This window comes from Rhodococcus wratislaviensis (assembly GCF_041228765.1).
In the GTDB taxonomy this organism is placed as follows: Bacteria; Actinomycetota; Actinomycetes; order Mycobacteriales; family Mycobacteriaceae; genus Rhodococcus_F; species Rhodococcus_F wratislaviensis.
This window is the reverse complement of record NZ_CP150488.1, coordinates 6,906,137-6,922,393: the sequence shown is the minus strand read 5'-3', so window position 1 is coordinate 6,922,393 and position 16,257 is coordinate 6,906,137. Positions and strand designations below refer to the sequence as shown.

Below are 16,257 nucleotides of genomic sequence, written 5' to 3'. Positions count from 1 at the left end.
CCGCACCCGGACGAACGGGACGCTCGTTGCGTCAGATCGAACGAGCGTCCCGTTCGTCCGGCGGTGGCAGGAGTCAGGCGCGTCCGGAGTCGTGCTCGGCGATCGCCGGTGCGACGAACTGCTCGAGCATCGTGCGTTCGTCGGTGTCGTCGACGCCCGGCACGGTGAGCAGGGAGACGATGATGCGAACGAGCCACCGTGCCTTCCGGGACGTCTCCTCTCCGGAGAACCCCGCCTGCCCCAGAAAGGCGGTGCCCAGCGACTCGATGACGTCCGACGAGTGGGCGATCTGCGCGGCGAGGCCGGAGTCGCCGAGCTGGAACCAGGCGGCCAGAGTCGGGTCGGCGCGCACCAGCCGGATCGCGGCCAGCATCACCTCCACGATCACGTCCTTCGGGTCGCCGGCCGCGGACACCTCCTCCGCGACCAGCGCGCCGATGCGCCGGGCCTCGCGGTGGACGAACGCCAGCTGCAACGACTGCCTGCTGTCGAAGTAGCGGTACAGCGTGGCGCGGGAGCATCCGGCCGCCCGGGCGACCTCGGCCATACCGACGGCGGCGATGCCGTTCTCGACGTACAGCTGGGCCGCGACGTCGAGGATGCGCTCGGCGGCGAGGCGGGGGCGTTCGTCCCTCATCCAGTCGGCGGTCATGCTTCACGCACCCGGAACGGGACGCTCGTCGGGCGGCGCACGTAATTGCCGTCCGCGTAGACGACGGCGTCGATGTCGACGGTGAAGTCGGGGCAGCGGGCCAGCAGTTCCTCGAGCGCGATCCGCGCCTGCATCCGTGCCGCGGCCGCACCCAGGCAGTGGTGGGCCCCGTGGCTGAACGTGAGGATCTGCTTCGGACTGCGACGCACGTCCAGGACCTCGGAATCCGGCCCGAACCGGCGCGGGTCGCGGTTCGCGGAGCCGTACAGCAGGAGCACCTTCCGTCCCTCGGGAACGACGGTGCCGTCGATCTCGACGTCGCGGGTCACCGTGCGGGCGAGGCCCTGGACGGGGGCCGTGAGCCGCAGCAATTCCTCGACGGCGTCGCCGACCAGCTCCGGATGTTCGATCAGATCACGACGCTGATCCCGGTGCTCGGTGAGCAACTGGACTGCGCCGCCGAGCATCCCGGTGGTGGTGTCGTTGCCGCCGGTGACCATCGTGAACGCGAAACCGAGGATGGCGAGCAGCCCGGTGACGTCGCCGTCGGCTCCCATCCCTCCCGCGACGAGGTGCGAGATCGTGTCGTCTCCGGGGTCGGTGCGCCGCCGCTCGATCAGTCCGGTGAAGTAGCCCATCAGATCGGTGACCGCACCCGTCGCCTGCAACGTGTCGCCCTGCGCATTGGCCGCGACGATGGCCTCGGTCCACCCGTCGAACTGCGCTCGGTCCTCATCGGGGACACCGAGGTAGTGGGCGACGACCATGCTCGGCAACGGCTTGAACAGTTCTTTCACCACATCGCCGTCACCGGCCTCGCGCAGTCGTTCGATGCGCTCCACCACGAACGCCCGGACGTCCGGCTCGACGGCGGCGACCTGCCGTGGGGTGAATCCCTTCGACACGAGACGGCGGAACGCGGTGTGGTCTGGCGGGTCGAGCATCACCAGCGGCGGATTGTCCTGCAGGCCGATCTTCTCGAGCTCGCCGTACGTCGTCGTGAGGCCGGCCGCGGAGGAGAACGTCTCGGCGTCGCGGGCCGCCGCGTAGACGTCGGCGTGCCGGGACAACACCCAGTAGTCGTTCTCGGGTGCGCCCTCGGGGACGACGTGATGGACGGGGTCGTGGTCGCGCAGGCCGGCGTACATCTGCCACGGAGCACGCCACGATTGTCCGGACCTCGGCACGAACGAGACGCTCGACACATATGCGGTCATGTATCGATGGTGAGACACATAACCCATTGTGTCAATGGTGGGGCTACGACCTCTCTAGCCGAACAGGGCGAACGCCACGACAGCGAGGATCAGGACGAGTACCGGTGTGAGGATGAGCAGCAACCCGAGCAGTCCGGGATTCTTCACCGGCCGATGGTCGATGGCGCCCTTGCTGAAACTGCTGAACGGCGACGCGTAGTACACCGGGGGAGCCGGGTGGTACCGGTTGTCGACGGTGATCTGCGCCCTGCCCTGCTCCCAGATCCACGGGACGGAGATCTGGATGTGGTGCACGCCCGGCGGCGCCGGAATCTCGTTGTGGCCCCACCGAAGCGGCACGTGAAACCCGTTGATGCGGGCATTGGGGGTCACCAGCATCGGGCCCATCGGCGGCTTCTTCGCGTCGATGACGAGCGCGGTGGGTGAGGAGACGGGCTGCACGAAGGGCGACAGTATCACCCTGCGGCAGCCCGAAAGTGGTGGCCTACTGGCCGGCCGCGATCCGGGCCTTCTCCAGAGCCGCGAGGGTGCGGAGCACGGTGGCGCGCTGCTTCTCGAGGTCGCTGATCCGGGCACGCGCGGCGAGGCCGGCGGGCTCGCCGATCAGGTTCATCTGGGCGTCGATGGCCGAGAGCTGATCGAGCAGGCCCGTGACGCGCGATTCCAGTGCGGCGACGTCGACGGCGTCGGTGCGCACCGGTGCCGCCGGCGGCGTGGCGGACGTGCGGGACGTGCTCGGGCGGGTCGACGCAGACGCCGACGACGTTCCGGAATGAGCGGTGCTGCGCGGCTCCGACACCACACTGGCCGCCCGGGGACGGAGCGCCTTGCGCACGGCGGCCGGGTCCGGGAGTTCCGCGAGCTTCATCTCGTTGAGTTCGCGGCGCGCATCGCGGGCGTTGACCCGGTGCTCACGCTCTTCGTCGTCGTCCGACTGCAACGTGCCGCCGAGCGGCCGCAGGCCGTACATGCCGAGGAAGCGGCGGGCCTCGTCGATGACCGATTCCTTCTCGCGACAAGTGCCACAGCGAGGTTCGTTACGGAACATCTCGACGGCGTTGTCGTCTCCGCACCACACGCACGCCCCCGGCGACCAACGCCGGACGTTTCGAATTGCAGCGATATCGATAGGGCCGGAGAGAGTCTGCGCGTCGATCACGACGAGCCACAGTAGGGGAATTCGAGCGCGCGAGTCACATCGCCGTAAGTACGACCTGCGGTTCTGCGGCCAAGCGTGACGAAGATCATGCCGAGGCTCGCAAAGTGCTCCGCAAACGCTGTGTGCCACACGTGCTTTCCCGACCGGTAAGTTTCATTCTCCGGCGCCGATGACGGTGGTCAGCCAGTCGACGAGCGGCCGCATCGAACGCCACGCGGTGCGCACTTCGTCAGCGGCGCGGGGAGTTTCGATCCAGTCGGGGGAGAGGTAGCTCCGGCTGGCGGTGAGAGACTTGTGACGCATCAGGTCGAGTCGCGGGTGGTCCTCGGCGACGCCGCGGGGACGGGTCTTGAGTGTGTCGCCACCGATCTCGAACCCCGACGATCGAACCTTCTTCACGAGCCGGACGAGTTCGCGGCCCCTCCGGTCGTCGTCGACGGCGTCACGGAAACGCCCGACCTGGACCGGGGTATGCGAGTAGAAACCGCCGGCGACGAACAGTCCGGCCGCATCGATCTGCACGTAGTAGCCCACACCGGGGCGGGTTTCGACGAATCCGCCCTGATGGGTCTTGTAGGGCGTCTTGTCCTTGGAGAACCGGACGTCGCGGTAGGGGCGAAACACCTTGCCCGCGCCGAATTCCGATTCGAGTTCCGCGAGCAGGGCGGTCATGGGTGCGCGCACGGAGTCGTCGTAGACGGATTTGTGCGCGGTCCAGAAGCTCTTGCTGTTGTCTGCCTCGAGGTCCTCGTAGAAGTCGAGAGCAGCGGTGGGGATCCCGGTGAACACAGGGAAAGGCTACGCCTGTGAGTGGTTGACGAGTCCAGAGACTCGTCACCACTCACAGGCGCGAAGCGCCTAGGCGTTGCCGTTGAACAGCGACGTGACCGAGCCGTTCTCGAAAACTTCCTTGATGGTGCGAGCCAGCAGCGGGGCGATGGACAGCACCGTGAGGGTCGGGAACTTCTTCGACTCGTCGATCGGAAGCGTGTTGGTGACGATGACTTCCTTGGCACCACACGCGGCGAGACGCTCGGCCGCCGGATCGGACAGGACGCCGTGGGTGGCGGCGATGATCACGTCGCCCGCGCCGGCCTCCTTGAGGATCTTCACGGCGCCGGCGATGGTTCCACCGGTGTCGATCATGTCGTCGATCAGGATGCAGGTGTGGCCTTCGACGTCACCGACGACGCGGTTGGACTTCACTTGGTTGGGCACCAGCGGGTCGCGCGTCTTGTGGATGAACGCCAGCGGCGCGCCACCGAGGGTGTCGGCCCACTTCTCGGCGACCCGGACGCGACCGGAGTCGGGGGAGACGACGGCGATGTTCTCGGTGCCGTAGTTGCCGCGGATGTACTCGGCGAGCTGACCCTGGGCGTGCATGTGGTCGACGGGGCCGTCGAAGAAGCCCTGGATCTGATCGGTGTGGAGGTCGACCGTGATGATGCGGTCGGCGCCTGCCGTCTTGAGGAGGTCGGCGATCAGGCGAGCCGAGATGGGCTCACGGCCGCGGTGCTTCTTGTCCTGGCGTGCGTACGGGTAGAACGGCAGGATCGCGGTGATGCGCTTGGCCGATCCGCGCTTGAGCGCGTCGATCATGATCAGCTGTTCCATCACCCACGTGTTCAGCGGGGCCGGGTGGCTCTGCAGCACGAAGGCGTCGGAGCCGCGGACCGACTCCTCGAAACGGACGAAGATCTCGCCGTTCGCGAAGTCACGGGCAGTCTGCGGGGTGACCCGCACGTCGAGTTCCTTCGCCACCTGTTCGGCCAGCTCCGGATGCGCGCGACCAGAAAAAAGCATGAGGTTCTTCTGGTTGTCGATCCAATTCGCGGTCACTGCTCTATGCCATCCTTTAAATCTTGCTTCTCGGTTTCGTGCAGATCTGAACTGTGGTGCGGTCCCGCGGCGGCTGCCGCCTCGGCGGCGGCCGTACCGGGCCGATTTCGTTGCACCCAGCCGTCAATATTGCGCTGCTTCCCGCCGGAGACCGCGAGTGCCCCCGGTGGTACGTCGAAACGTAGCACCGTGCCGGCGCCGGTGTAAGCACCGTCACCGACCTGTACCGGAGCGACGAACATGGTGTCCGACCCGGTCCGGACGTGTGACCCCACCACCGTACGGCTCTTGGCGACGCCGTCGTAATTGACGAACACGCTCGACGCACCGATGTTGCTGTACTCGCCGATCGTGGCGTCGCCCACGTAGGTCAGGTGAGGAACTTTGGAGTGCGCCCCGATGTCGGCGTTCTTCGTCTCGACGAATGCGCCGAGCTTGCCGGACGCACCGAGGACGGTGCCGGGACGCAGGTACGAGAACGGGCCGACGGTGGCGCCTGCGCCGATCGTCGATTCCGAGCCGTGGGTGCGCACCACGCTGGCGCCTTCGCCGACCGACACGTCGGTGAGCGTGGTGTCGGGACCGATCATCGCGTCCTCGCCCACGGTGGTGGTGCCGAGCAGTTGCACTCCCGGATGGATGGTGACGTCGCGAGCGAGCGTGACGCCGACGTCGATCCACGTGGTCGACGGATCGACGACGGTGACGCCGGCCCGCATCCAGTTCTCGACGGTGCGGCGGTTGAGTTCGGCGGCCAGCCTCGACAGCTGGACGCGATCGTTGGCGCCCGCGACCTTCGCGGAGTCGGACAGATGCGCGGCGAAGACGGGTGCACCGGCCTCGCGGGCGATCTTGACGACGTCGGTCAGGTACAGCTCGCCCTGCGCGTTGTTCGCGTTGAGCTGCCCGAGCGCGGAGCGCAGGAACGCGGCGTCGAACGCGTACACACCCGCGTTGACCTCGGTGATGGCCGCCTGCTCCTCGGTGGCGTCGGCCTCCTCCACGATCTCGGCGATCTCACCGTCGTGGGGCAGTCTGACGATCCGCCCGTAGCCCGTGGGCTCCGGAGCGGTGAACGTCAGCACCGTGACCGCTGCGGGCGTGGGCTCGCTGCGGTGCTCGTCGACGAGAGCGTGCAGGGTGCGGCCATCGAGCAGCGGGACGTCCGCGGCGGTGACCAGCACGGTCCCGCGGAAATCGGCGGGCAGAGCGGACAGGCCGCATTCGACGGCGTGCCCGGTGCCGTTCTGCTCTTCCTGGACGGCGATTGCGATCGGGCGGCCCAGCTCGGTCTCCAGGGCAGTGACGGCGCCTCCGACGCGTTCCTTGTCGTGCCCGACGACGGTGACGAGATGCGCCGGATCGACCTCCGCGGCGGCGTGCAGGGAATGCGCCAGCATCGTGCGTCCGCCCAGGGTGTGCAACACCTTGGGGGTCTTCGACCGCATCCGAGTTCCCGCGCCGGCGGCGAGGACGACCACGGCGGTCTGCACTGGCATGAAGCTCCCTCTGGGTCGTTCCGCTCTTGCTGTTCTCGACAGCTCCGCCTGCAGGAATTAGCTCCGCAGGCTCCGCTCCGCCGCCAGGACTCGAACCTGAACTATCTGAACCAAAATCAGAGGTGCTGCCATTACACTACGGCGGATTGCCACACACACGGGGTGTCACGCCCGTTTGCGCGAGAGAATCCTCGCATGCCGACCCGCCGCCCGTCGAACCGCTGCGGAAATTTGTCTCGGTCGTCCCGATAGAGTGGGTGCTACCTGCAGTGTTTCGACGCTGCCCGCGGCACTTCATCGTCGCGAGTGTCAGGAAAGGATGGTGCCTCGGTGCCCCGACCCACCGACGTGGACGCGACCCCCGAGAGGGCGGTCCGCACCCGGATGACCGGTACGCAACGCCGCGAGCAGTTGATCGAGATCGGTCGCGCCCTGTTCGCCGAGCGAGGCTACGAGGCGACGTCGATCGAGGAGATCGCACAGCGGGCGCACGTCTCCAAGCCGGTCGTCTACGAACACTTCGGCGGCAAGGAGGGCCTCTATGCGGTGGTCGTGGATCGGGAGATGTCGCGGCTGCTGGAGATGGTGACGTCGTCGCTGAAGCAGAACCGCTCCCGGGTCCGGGTCGAGCGGGTGGCGCTGGCGCTGCTGACCTATGTGGAGGAGCACACCGATGGATTCCGCATCCTCGTCCGCGACTCTCCGGTGGCGGCACCGGACGGAACGTATTCGAGCCTGCTCAACGAGGCCATCGGTCAGGTCGGGCACATCCTCGCCGGCGATTTTTCGCGGCGTGGCTTCAATCCCGATCTGGCCCTGCTCTACGCGCAGGCGCTGGTCGGAATGGTGTCCACCACCGCGACGTGGTGGCTGGACGAGCGGACGCCTCCGAAGGAGGTCGTCGCCGCGCATCTGGTCAACCTGTGCTGGAACGGGTTGACCAATCTCGAGGCGGATCCCCAGCTGGGCACCGATCGGCCCCGCACGACACCTCAGTGAACGTGTTCTCGTTTTCCGACTCGCGGTTCAACTTCACTAGGGCTGCGCCTGTCAAGTGCTAGGGTTCGCTGGAGTTTGCGCGCCCCGTCGGGGGGGTTGTTCGGGAGGCAGTCGATGGCGAGACAGGTTCGAGCAGAGGTAACTCGGGCTTCGGTCCTCATGGCGGCGGCCGACGTCTTCTTGCGGCTCGGCTACGCCAATGCGGGTCTGAACGAGATCATCGAGCAGTCGGGTGTGACCAAAGGCGCGCTCTATTTCCACTTCAGTTCCAAGGAAGACCTGGCCCGCGGTGTCATCGACGAGGGGCAGATCCGGCTCACCGCCGGAATGACGTCCGTCAGCGACGGGCCGACGCCGGCACTCGAAGCGCTCGTCGCTCTGTCCTACGTGGCGATCGAGGCGGCGAGTTCCGACCCGATCGTCGCGGCGATGCTGCGACTGCAGCACGAGATCGGCGACTACCAGGGGACGCACGGCAACGTGGTCTCCTCGTGGCAGCAGGGTTTCGAACGACTCGTGGCACGAGCGGTCGAGGAGGGCGACGTCCTCGCGGAAGACGACGTCTCCACGGGAACACTGTCCACATTCCTACTCGGGTCGTTGCTGGGAGCCCACATCGTCGCCAGCGCAACCGGTGCCTTCGACGAACTTCCGCGCCGTATGGAGCGGGTCTGGTACTTCATCCTTCCCGGATTGGTCGAGCCGTCGAAGCTCGTGTACTTCCGCCAGTTCGCATCGCGACGTTTGTTGCGCTGAGTGCACTTCCGGCGGTGGTTCCGCCACCGCCGGCGCACCTCGCGCGCCTACCCGGAGCGGAACGTCGACAACCGAGGCACTAGCTTCTGTGGGGCAGGGTGGGTAGTCTCGAGACCAAAGTGATATAGCTCTCTTGTCTGTGTTGGGGGCCAAGAGATAGCTGTGGAAGCCGCGCTCACCCACATTGATGGAGCTAGCATGTTCCACTTGCGTACCGCTCTTGGTTCAATTGCGGTCGCTGCGGCCGTCGTCCTTTCCCTGTCGGTCACACCGCTCGGGGTAACGACAGGGGTGAGCGCCGCGCCGTTCACCACGCCGGTGGCCCGCACCTTCACCGGCGACTACAGCAGCGGCGACTTCTCGCAATGGCCGTCTGTGCAGACCAAGGACTACAACGGCTCCGGAACGGACTACGTCCCCAGTTACTCCGCGAGCATCGTCCCGGACGGAACCTACGGTAGCGCGGCCCGCTTCGAGGTTCGCAGCGGCGACGTCCCGTCGTTCGGGGACGGTGAGCGTTCCGAGGTGGCGGCCGGGAACGAAACCGGCGGATTCGAAGGTCAGACACGCTGGTATCAATTCTCCACCAAGTTCGACCCCGGATTTCCGCAGAACCATGCCGACCTCGGCTGGGGGCTGACGAACCAGTGGCACCAGGACGTCGGCGTCGGAAGTCCCCCGGTCGCATGGTCTGTGGGCCAGCGGAACGGCTACTGGTCACTGATCGTCCAGAAGCAGTCCGTGCCCGGCGCCTATCTGGAGACACTCACCCTCTTCGAGATACCCCTGGACGTGGGTCGGTGGCATGACGTGAAGATGCAGATCAATTGGTCGGCATCGGACACCGCAGGCTGGATCAAGCTGTGGCTCAACGGCGTACCGCAGACGTTCACCAACGGTGCCGACACGTACTTCGTCCGCACGCTGATTCCCGGCACGAGCACCGTCTACTACAAAGAGGGTTACTACCGGCAACCTATGCAACCCACCGGTGTCGTGTTCCACACGGGATTCCGGTGCGCCACCGACCAGGCGGCACTGTAGAAGGTGCCCGGTGTTCGCTCCACAGATTGTGGGTCACTCCGCACCGGCGGCCGACCGCATTGCACTGAGGCGCAAGTTATTTACGCTCGGCAATCAAGAGGACTTCACGGACCGAGAGAGGGCCGGCGAGTTTCGTGCGAACGGAGATCGGAGCCGCCTGCAACGGACGCTCGATGATCGCCTTGACTGCGACCGGTACGTACGCGTGACGCTTCGCCCTGCCGAGGTGTAACAACATCCGACTTGGCACGGCGCGACTGCGCACGCGCCGAAAGCCGGCGTCGCGCAGCATGGCGCCCAACTCCCCGTTGGTGTATTCCCGCAGGTGAAACCCTGTGGCCACAGGAGTAAAGCCGCGCGAAATGTCCCAGGGACCGGTCAGTCGGCTGGGTGTCTCGATGAGAAAGCGCCCTCCCGGCCGCAAGATCTTCAGAACCGCGGCGAGGTGTTCGGGAACATCGTCAGGGTGCAGGTGCTCCATGACCTGACGGCTTATCACGAAATCGGCCGAGGATGGCGGCAGTGGTGGGTCGAGCACGCTACCGACCATGAAGCGTGCGTTGGCCGGTCGCTCTTGGTCCGCAAGTTCCACCATCGCGTCCGAGGCGTCGATGCCGATGCATTCGCGCACGGCCGGCGCGAATCGCCGAATAAGACCTCCTCTCCCGCAACCTACGTCGACCACAGTGTCAGTCGGCCGAGTCAGCGCCCCGTACTGCTGGAACCAGCCTTCTTCGAAGGCTTCCTCGGAAGCGGCGTCTGTGACGTGCGCTTTATGCCAGGGAACCTCCTCGAACAGACGGTTGTATACATCTCGAGTGACGGACTCGCGCGTGTCGGGGGTGCTGGCCAATAGTTCCTCGCGCAGTCCTCGTTCGATTTTCCAGTGAACTCTGTCTCGGTCTTCTGGCGGGGGCCAGTCCTTCGAAGGCTCGCCCGGTGGTTGAGACATGTCGATCGAGACCTCCTGTGTGAAGTGAAGTGAGGGTTCCCGGCCGAGACCTCTGACCAGGACGTATCACTCGAGGACGGAGATTCGACTTACGTTTTACAGTGTAGACATCCGCGGAGCCGCGGCTGAGACGAACGCGTCGACTCACAACAAAGCAGGTTCACCAACACAGCATTCGGAAAGCCACGCATTAGGTCGATGCGTCCGACCCTTCCCGGTAGCCGTGCTTGCGCGGGACGGTCCGGGGTCGGGAATGCGGTGTACCAGGTCTTCCGGCGAGCAGTCTCCGGCGTGCGTCGAATGTCGGTACAAGGGGTTTGCCGGCGACTGTGCGGTCGGATATCAGAGCGGTCCACGCAGATCGTACGTGCCCGCCTTGTCGCGCGGTGGGATCCTCGAGTGCTTGTGTGGAGTAGGTCGTGTCGACGCGGTTGGTCCGCAGACGATGGGCGATTCGGCGGAATCGAGCCGGCGCGGCGAGGATGGGTTTCGCAGCGTCTCGGATACCGATTCTATTTTCGCAGAGCGCTTTTCGGTATTGCGATGTCCCCGAGGGTGCCGTCGCGCGTAGGCGTGGTCTCCGAGTGTCGAGCAACGGGTAGTCTCGGCGTTCGCCGCGTGATGCGCACCGACGGGTAGAACTCGTTTCTGTCGAGTCACTCCCGGCGGAAAGTATCAATGTGGTTCAGCTGCTGTGGTATCGATGGTTGGAGCATTCGTCGAAATCAATTCTGTCGCTGACGAATTAGTCTGCAACGCTGATCCTGCGGGGTGCGGCGTACCGGCGGAGGGCGGGGGCGACCGGCCGCCCGTGAAGGAATCCCGTCACACCCCCGGATTCGATCGCTCTGCTGTAGATCTCGAGTGCACCCCGGGTTGCCTCGAGGGTCTGGGTGATGTCCGTCGGGGTGTGCGCTGCGGATGTGACGAAGGATTGGCCGAGCACTCCACCCGACAGCAATTCCTGGAGGAAGAGCGTACGGAACTCTTGCGATGGTTGACGTTCGGGGTCTCGGGTGACGAAGACGAGGCAGGATGGTCGTCCGATCACTTGGACGTAGTCTGCGATGCCCAGCTCTGCCGCGGCCCTGTTGACACCCTCGGCCAAGCGTTGTCCCGACCGCACCATGTGAGATATGGGGTCCTCGGTGGCGTAGGCGTGAACGACCGCTCGGAAGGCTGCCAGTCCGCCGCGCTCCGGGCCGTGCGTGGTCGACAGGAGGAACACGCGCTCTCGGTCCGTATTCAGACCTCCTAGGTCCATGTACTCACGTTTACCGGCGAGGGCCGATATCGGAAAACCGTTGCCCATGGCCTTTCCCCAACACGACAGATCGGGTTCGACCGAGTAGAGCGATTGTGCGCCGCCGGCCGACCAGCGGAATCCAGTGATCATCTCGTCGAAGATCAGCAGTGCGCCGTGCCGGTCGCAGAGGGTGCGGACACCCTGGAGGAAGCCCGGTTCCGGCTCCGCCGTTGCGGTCGCAGCTTCGAGGATGACGCAGGCGATCTGACCGTCGTTCCGGTCGAAGAGTGCGGTGAGCGAAGGGAGATCGTTGAACGCGAAACCGGCGGACTTCGCGCCGGTGTCGGTGGGGACGCCACTGTTCATCGCTGTGGTGCCGATGAACCAGTCGTCGACCGAGAAGAACGGTTGATTGCAGATGGCCACCATGTCGCGACCCGTCACCGCCCGGGCGAGGCGGACCGCGGCGGTGGTGACGTCCGATCCGTTCTTGGCGAACTTCACCATGTCTGCTGCAGGAACCAGTTCGAGGAAGTCCTCCGCGGCGTGCAGTTCGAGCTCGGTCGGCCGGCTGAAGTTCGTTCCGTCGGCGATCGCTGCGCATACGGCGTCCGTGACAGGACGGTAGCCGTGCCCCAACGTCACCGACCGCAGACCCATGCCGTATTCGATGAAGTTGTTTCCATCCGCATCCCATACACGGGCGCCTGAACCGCGGACGAGAACGGGCGCCATGAAGTCCGGATACTGGTCGGGACCGCGCGCGTAGGTGTGTGCGCCGCCCGGGACCAATCGGTTCAGGCGGGACTGCAGTTCGTTGGAGCGTGTGAACGACGGGCGGGCCGAGCCGTCGTCGCGTGCATTCGACATAGCCGAACTCCGGGGTGTGGGGTGTGCAGTGCCTTCACGTTGTGCGGTACTGTCGACACGAGTCTCTCCCCGTCGGGGTGCACTCGCAAGCGGCGTCGATCGGAAATCTTTCGCCGGCTGCATCTGACGAGACTGTTGTCGGCCCAGCGTTGTCGCGCGAGACTGTAGCCATATCCGATTTCTCCGGACTCTTCAAGGACAGTAATGGCGAACTATGAGGCCGACTCGACGGGCATCGACAGTTCGGCTCTGCGCGTACTGATCGAGAACGGGGAGTACTGGCTCACCAATAGAGGTGATCTCGCCATCCTCGACGTCACCGTCAGGAGATTGAGCGAGCGATGGCCCGGTGCGCGGCTCGGCGTCCTGACCTATGCACCGTCGTTGTTGCGCGCGTTCGCTCCGAGCGCCGAGCCGGTCACCTATCGCCGTGGGAGCAGATGGGCGCGATCCGGACCATGGTGGCAATTACCCGCGTATGCCGGTCCCCAACTGGTCGGCCCGGTGTCGGAGGGCTGGTGGGCTGCCTCGGATCGTCCACGGCGTTACGCGCGCAGGGTTCGTGACTCCCTCCGCGGGTCGGTCGCCGTGCCCGACGACAGCGGGCGCATTCCGCGCATTCCGACGGCCGTCCGCGATGCCTCACTCGTGATCGCCATGGGCGGTGGCTACATGACCGACGTCGATCCCTATCAGGCCCACCGAACCCTCGATCTGCTCGAGCGCGCGGCTGACCTGCACATACCGACCGCGATGTGTGGTCAGGGCATTGGACCGCTCACGGGTGAACACCTCGTCGCCCATGCCTCGCAAGTCCTGCCGAAGGTCGATCTCATCGCGGTCCGAGAGGGAGTGCGAGGCCCGGCGCTCCTGCGGTCGCTCGGCGTGTCCTCCGAGAGGATCGTGGTCACCGGCGACGATGCCGTGGAACTGGCCTACGACTTGCGATCGGACCCTATCGGGACAGACATCGGGGTATGCCTTCGCGTTGCGGGATACTCCCAGGTCACCGACGGTGCACAAGATGTCGTCGGACGTGTGGTCCGGGAGTTCGCTGGTAGCGTCGATGCTGGTCTCGTTCCGCTGATCGTCTCCGAGTACGAGGCCGAGGATCGTCGCTCGACGATGCCGTTGGTCGACGGGTTTCCGGTCGTGAGACCCATACTGGGGCGCTTCGCCAGCGCCCGAGATCTGGTGACCGAAGTGGCGCGGTGCCGGGTGCTCGTCACCGGCGCATACCACGTTGCCGTTTTCGCTCTTGCCCAAGGTATTCCGGTGGTGGGATTGTCCACATCGCGCTATTACGACGACAAACTCGGTGGTCTGAGCGGGATGTTCCCCGGCGGCGTCGAGTTGGTGCAGCTTTCTGAGGCCGGGCTCGAGGAACGACTCATACACGCGATTCGCGATATGTGGCTGGCGGCTCCGCACTTGCGTTCCGACCTGCGTGCGGCGGCACGCAAGCAGGTGTCTGCGAGTAGGCGGGCGTTCGAGCGCATGTATGCGCTCGTAGAGTCGGAGCACCCGCGCCGGGCAACGGAACGCTAACGCGCCATTCGTGTTCCGGTCGAGTCATGCGCTGACGAATGCGGTGGTCAGGGTGTCGTCAATATTGGATGTTGTCGGGACGTGGGTCTCCCCGGTTCGAGGCCTGCGCCCACATATCCGACGTGATCGCCCACATGTCGTGATCTCTACGGCGGCCGCCGACGTCGAGGAAGCTGACCATTGTGCCCTCACGTCTCATGCCCACGCGCTCAGCCCGCTTCGCAGCCGCAGCATTGTCCACGCAGATGGGCGCGGTGACTCGGCGTAGTCCCAATGTGCCGAACACGTGGTCCGCGAGTAGCACGCCCAAGACTGAGCACACGCCTTTGCCGGTTACCCGTGCGTCGAGCCAAATTCCCAACTCTGCGGTCTTGGTGCGCACGTCGATGCGCTCGAGATTGCATTGACCCGCAAAGCGCCCGTCGATCTCGACCACCATCGGCAGCGCGAGGCCGGCACGAGCGGCCTTTCGTGACTGCAGGCATTCGTCGACCCACACCGTCTCGGTGTGGCGCTCCGGCCAGCTCAGTGCAGAACTGACCCAGTACGGTTCGATCAGACGCTGATCTCGCAGCCGAATTTCCCGCCAGGCGGTTGCGTCGGACAGCCGCGGCGAACGGAGCGCCACTTCGTGCCCGCCGACTTCTACCGGGCCGAGGCGTAAGGCCGGGGTCCGGCGTGCAAGATGAATCCGGCGGAGCGGCCGGAGGTGGAACCTGGCGGCCGCGACGACTGCAACTCTTGTTTTCGGAAGATCCAACGATCTCACCTCTGGCGATTGATGATACTCGGCCGCGTGTGCCAGTCGTCAAATATGAAAAATCCGCCAAAACCATACCGCAGGTACTCTTCTATGGAGTAAATTAATCTCCAGGTCGGGAAAATCGCTTAGTCGACATTTCGGGTCGGCGCCGTGGGTCGAACCATGGCGTGCCGAGTCGGCCCGACATCTCAGCGGGGACGCGCGATTCTCCGCAACCTGATGGTGGAGGGGCACATGACCAGCACATTGAACGTTCAGCTCGAGCGTATCTGGCGCCGTCGTGTGTTGGTCGTCCTCATCGCGGCGCTGGCGGTCCTCGGAGGGGTCGTGGCTGCGAAGGAAGCTGGGACCAGCTATACGGGGAGGGCGGCGTTGATCGTCTCCTCGCCGGGCCGGGCTCCCGAACAGGACGCAATCCTCGTGGTGGGGTACGTCGATTACTTCAACAACGGGCCCTACCAGGAACGGATCCGAACTCGAGCAGGCGTCCCCGACGACGTAGCCTTCGCGGCCAGCACAGCCGCCGCGAGTCCGATCCTCTATATCGACGCCACAGCCAAAGACCCCGAGACCGCGGCATCCGCGGCAACTGCAATGGCCGGGGCGTTCCGAGACGATGTCAACACCGTCAGGTTTGCCGGTAGAGCCGACACCCTCGAGGAGCTCAGGAAGCAACTCGACGAGCAGCGTGCAACCCCCGAAGCGGACCCCGTCGCAATGGCGCAGCTCCAGGACCGGATCACCGCGATCGAGTTGGACACGACGAACGAGCTGCAGGACCAGCAGCTCGCCGCCGGCGTCGCAGAGGAGAGCCCGTCTCTGGCGCGGAACGCGGTGCTCGGGCTGTTCGGCGGCTTGATACTCGGGTGCGTTGCAGCTCTCGCGCTGGACGCGGTGTCGAAACGCCTCACGACCGCCGACGACGTGCGTGCGAAGGTCGGCGTGGACACGCTGGTCGAGGTCCCGCGTGGCGGGAAACCTCGGGCGGAACAGCGTCGTGAGGCACAATTCCGACGTTTGGCAAACATCGTCGGTTTGGCCGATCTTCCCCGCCCGGCAACGATTGTGGTGACCGCGCCGCGGCCCACGGAGGGCGTTGCACAGGTTGCGCGGGCAATCGCCGAGCACAGGGCGATCCAGAGCGAACGGTCCTTGATCGTGCGGGCGGATCTGCACGGTTCCGAGCGCGCAACGAATGTCGATGAAGCTCCGGGCGTCGCGGATTTCCTCGCCCCGGTCACCCCACCTGCGATCGCCGGGTTCATCCAGGACGTGGTACCCGGCGAGATACCGGAGATGCCGAGCGGAACGGGGAACGGTGATCCCTACGCGCTGTTCACCCGTGAGCGGTTCGGCAACCTGCTCCAACAGGCCCGCAGTATCGCTGACGTCGTTGTCGTCGAGGCTCCGCCGATCACGGAAGCAGCTGAAGCGCAGGTGATCTGCGCGGCAGCAGACGCGGTAGTGCTGGTGGTCGAAAGGCGCAGCACGCGGGTCCCCGAAACGATGGAGGCATGTCGGCTGCTCGGGCAGGTGGAGTCGAGGTTGCTCGGCGCCGTCATCATCGATCCTCGATGCACGCGACGCAGTGCGCCGATCCCGCCATCGGTCGAGTTGGACGAGTCGGCGGACTCGGACGCGTTGGATACCGCCGACCTCGTGCAGGTCCGCGAGTCCACTCCGGATCAGACCGCGCGTCCGTGACCTGACGAC

General features: G+C 65.5%; 15 protein-coding genes and 1 tRNA gene. 5 read left to right on the top strand and 11 right to left on the bottom strand.

Annotated elements, in window-relative coordinates; genetic code table 11:
• Positions 1-73 precede the first annotated feature (73 nt).
• The 8 genes from WKC72_RS31930 to WKC72_RS31895 form a co-directional block, all read right to left on the bottom strand.
• The gene (locus WKC72_RS31930; RefSeq protein WP_370180782.1) at positions 74-652 is read right to left on the bottom strand and encodes a TetR/AcrR family transcriptional regulator; all 579 of its coding nucleotides are present in this window, start codon (positions 650-652) and stop codon (positions 74-76) included.
• On the bottom strand, positions 649-1,869 hold the full coding sequence (locus WKC72_RS31925; protein ID WP_370180781.1) for a cytochrome P450: 1,221 nt from the start codon (positions 1,867-1,869) through the stop codon (positions 649-651). The genes WKC72_RS31930 and WKC72_RS31925 overlap by 4 nt, the downstream gene beginning before the upstream one ends.
• Positions 1,870-1,923: 54 nt before the next feature.
• Positions 1,924-2,310: a hypothetical protein gene (locus tag WKC72_RS31920; RefSeq protein WP_112300473.1), complete on the bottom strand. Its 387-nt coding sequence runs from the start codon at positions 2,308-2,310 to the stop codon at positions 1,924-1,926.
• Positions 2,311-2,353: 43 nt separating this feature from the next.
• Positions 2,354-3,028, bottom strand: a complete 675-nt coding sequence (locus WKC72_RS31915) for a hypothetical protein (RefSeq protein WP_370180780.1) — start codon at positions 3,026-3,028, stop codon at positions 2,354-2,356.
• A gap of 153 nt (positions 3,029-3,181) precedes the next feature.
• On the bottom strand, positions 3,182-3,817 hold the full coding sequence (locus WKC72_RS31910) for a DUF2461 domain-containing protein (protein WP_037243928.1): 636 nt from the start codon (positions 3,815-3,817) through the stop codon (positions 3,182-3,184).
• Between the two features lie 69 nt (positions 3,818-3,886).
• On the bottom strand, positions 3,887-4,867 hold the full coding sequence (locus tag WKC72_RS31905; protein ID WP_005238800.1) for a ribose-phosphate diphosphokinase: 981 nt from the start codon (positions 4,865-4,867) through the stop codon (positions 3,887-3,889).
• A complete protein-coding gene (glmU, locus tag WKC72_RS31900; RefSeq protein ID WP_370180779.1) occupies positions 4,864-6,366 on the bottom strand; it encodes a bifunctional UDP-N-acetylglucosamine diphosphorylase/glucosamine-1-phosphate N-acetyltransferase GlmU in 1,503 nt (500 codons plus the stop codon). The genes WKC72_RS31905 and glmU overlap by 4 nt, the downstream gene beginning before the upstream one ends.
• Before the next feature lie 75 nt (positions 6,367-6,441).
• A tRNA-Gln gene (locus WKC72_RS31895) sits at positions 6,442-6,512 on the bottom strand.
• A gap of 238 nt (positions 6,513-6,750) precedes the next feature.
• Between WKC72_RS31895 and WKC72_RS31890 the strand changes: the two genes are divergently transcribed.
• The 3 genes from WKC72_RS31890 to WKC72_RS31880 all read left to right on the top strand — a co-directional run bounded on the left by WKC72_RS31890 (position 6,751) and on the right by WKC72_RS31880 (position 9,165).
• Positions 6,751-7,365 carry a TetR/AcrR family transcriptional regulator gene (locus WKC72_RS31890; protein ID WP_206031502.1) on the top strand — a complete coding sequence of 205 codons (615 nt, stop codon included), beginning with the start codon at positions 6,751-6,753 and terminating at the stop codon, positions 7,363-7,365.
• A 114-nt stretch (positions 7,366-7,479) separates the two neighbouring features.
• Entirely contained in the window at positions 7,480-8,121 is a 642-nt protein-coding gene (locus tag WKC72_RS31885; RefSeq protein ID WP_370180778.1) for a ScbR family autoregulator-binding transcription factor, read from the top strand.
• Between the two features lie 198 nt (positions 8,122-8,319).
• Complete coding sequence (locus WKC72_RS31880; protein WP_370180777.1) at positions 8,320-9,165, top strand: polysaccharide lyase; 846 nt, start codon at positions 8,320-8,322, stop codon at positions 9,163-9,165.
• Between the two features lie 76 nt (positions 9,166-9,241).
• On the opposite strand, the gene WKC72_RS31875 is transcribed toward WKC72_RS31880, so the two are convergent.
• Positions 9,242-10,117, bottom strand: a complete 876-nt coding sequence (locus WKC72_RS31875; RefSeq protein ID WP_370180776.1) for a class I SAM-dependent methyltransferase — start codon at positions 10,115-10,117, stop codon at positions 9,242-9,244.
• A gap of 745 nt (positions 10,118-10,862) precedes the next feature.
• Positions 10,863-12,233: a glutamate-1-semialdehyde 2,1-aminomutase gene (locus WKC72_RS31870; protein ID WP_370180775.1), complete on the bottom strand. Its 1,371-nt coding sequence runs from the start codon at positions 12,231-12,233 to the stop codon at positions 10,863-10,865.
• Positions 12,234-12,437: 204 nt separating this feature from the next.
• Here WKC72_RS31870 and WKC72_RS31865 point away from each other — a divergent pair, with 204 nt between their 5' ends.
• Positions 12,438-13,781: a polysaccharide pyruvyl transferase family protein gene (locus WKC72_RS31865; protein WP_370180774.1), complete on the top strand. Its 1,344-nt coding sequence runs from the start codon at positions 12,438-12,440 to the stop codon at positions 13,779-13,781.
• A gap of 58 nt (positions 13,782-13,839) precedes the next feature.
• Here WKC72_RS31865 and WKC72_RS31860 read toward each other — a convergent pair whose 3' ends face one another.
• The gene (locus WKC72_RS31860; protein WP_370180773.1) at positions 13,840-14,409 is read right to left on the bottom strand and encodes a GNAT family N-acetyltransferase; all 570 of its coding nucleotides are present in this window, start codon (positions 14,407-14,409) and stop codon (positions 13,840-13,842) included.
• Positions 14,410-14,778: 369 nt separating this feature from the next.
• Here WKC72_RS31860 and WKC72_RS31855 point away from each other — a divergent pair, with 369 nt between their 5' ends.
• Positions 14,779-16,248: a hypothetical protein gene (locus WKC72_RS31855; RefSeq protein WP_370180772.1), complete on the top strand. Its 1,470-nt coding sequence runs from the start codon at positions 14,779-14,781 to the stop codon at positions 16,246-16,248.
• Positions 16,249-16,257 lie beyond the last annotated feature (9 nt).

Bases quoted from the DNA above. Each gene is read 5' to 3' on its own strand.
- WKC72_RS31930 (WP_370180782.1), bottom strand. From the start codon at position 652: ATGACCGCCGACTGGATGAGGGACGAACGCCCCCGCCTCGCCGCCGAG.
- WKC72_RS31925 (WP_370180781.1), bottom strand. From the start codon at position 1,869: ATGACCGCATATGTGTCGAGCGTCTCGTTCGTGCCGAGGTCCGGACAA.
- glmU (WP_370180779.1), bottom strand. From the start codon at position 6,366: ATGCCAGTGCAGACCGCCGTGGTCGTCCTCGCCGCCGGCGCGGGAACT.
- WKC72_RS31890 (WP_206031502.1), top strand. From the start codon at position 6,751: ATGACCGGTACGCAACGCCGCGAGCAGTTGATCGAGATCGGTCGCGCC.
- WKC72_RS31885 (WP_370180778.1), top strand. From the start codon at position 7,480: ATGGCGAGACAGGTTCGAGCAGAGGTAACTCGGGCTTCGGTCCTCATG.
- WKC72_RS31880 (WP_370180777.1), top strand. From the start codon at position 8,320: ATGTTCCACTTGCGTACCGCTCTTGGTTCAATTGCGGTCGCTGCGGCC.
- WKC72_RS31875 (WP_370180776.1), bottom strand. From the start codon at position 10,117: ATGTCTCAACCACCGGGCGAGCCTTCGAAGGACTGGCCCCCGCCAGAA.
- WKC72_RS31870 (WP_370180775.1), bottom strand. From the start codon at position 12,233: ATGTCGAATGCACGCGACGACGGCTCGGCCCGCCCGTCGTTCACACGC.
- WKC72_RS31865 (WP_370180774.1), top strand. From the start codon at position 12,438: ATGGCGAACTATGAGGCCGACTCGACGGGCATCGACAGTTCGGCTCTG.
- WKC72_RS31855 (WP_370180772.1), top strand. From the start codon at position 14,779: ATGACCAGCACATTGAACGTTCAGCTCGAGCGTATCTGGCGCCGTCGT.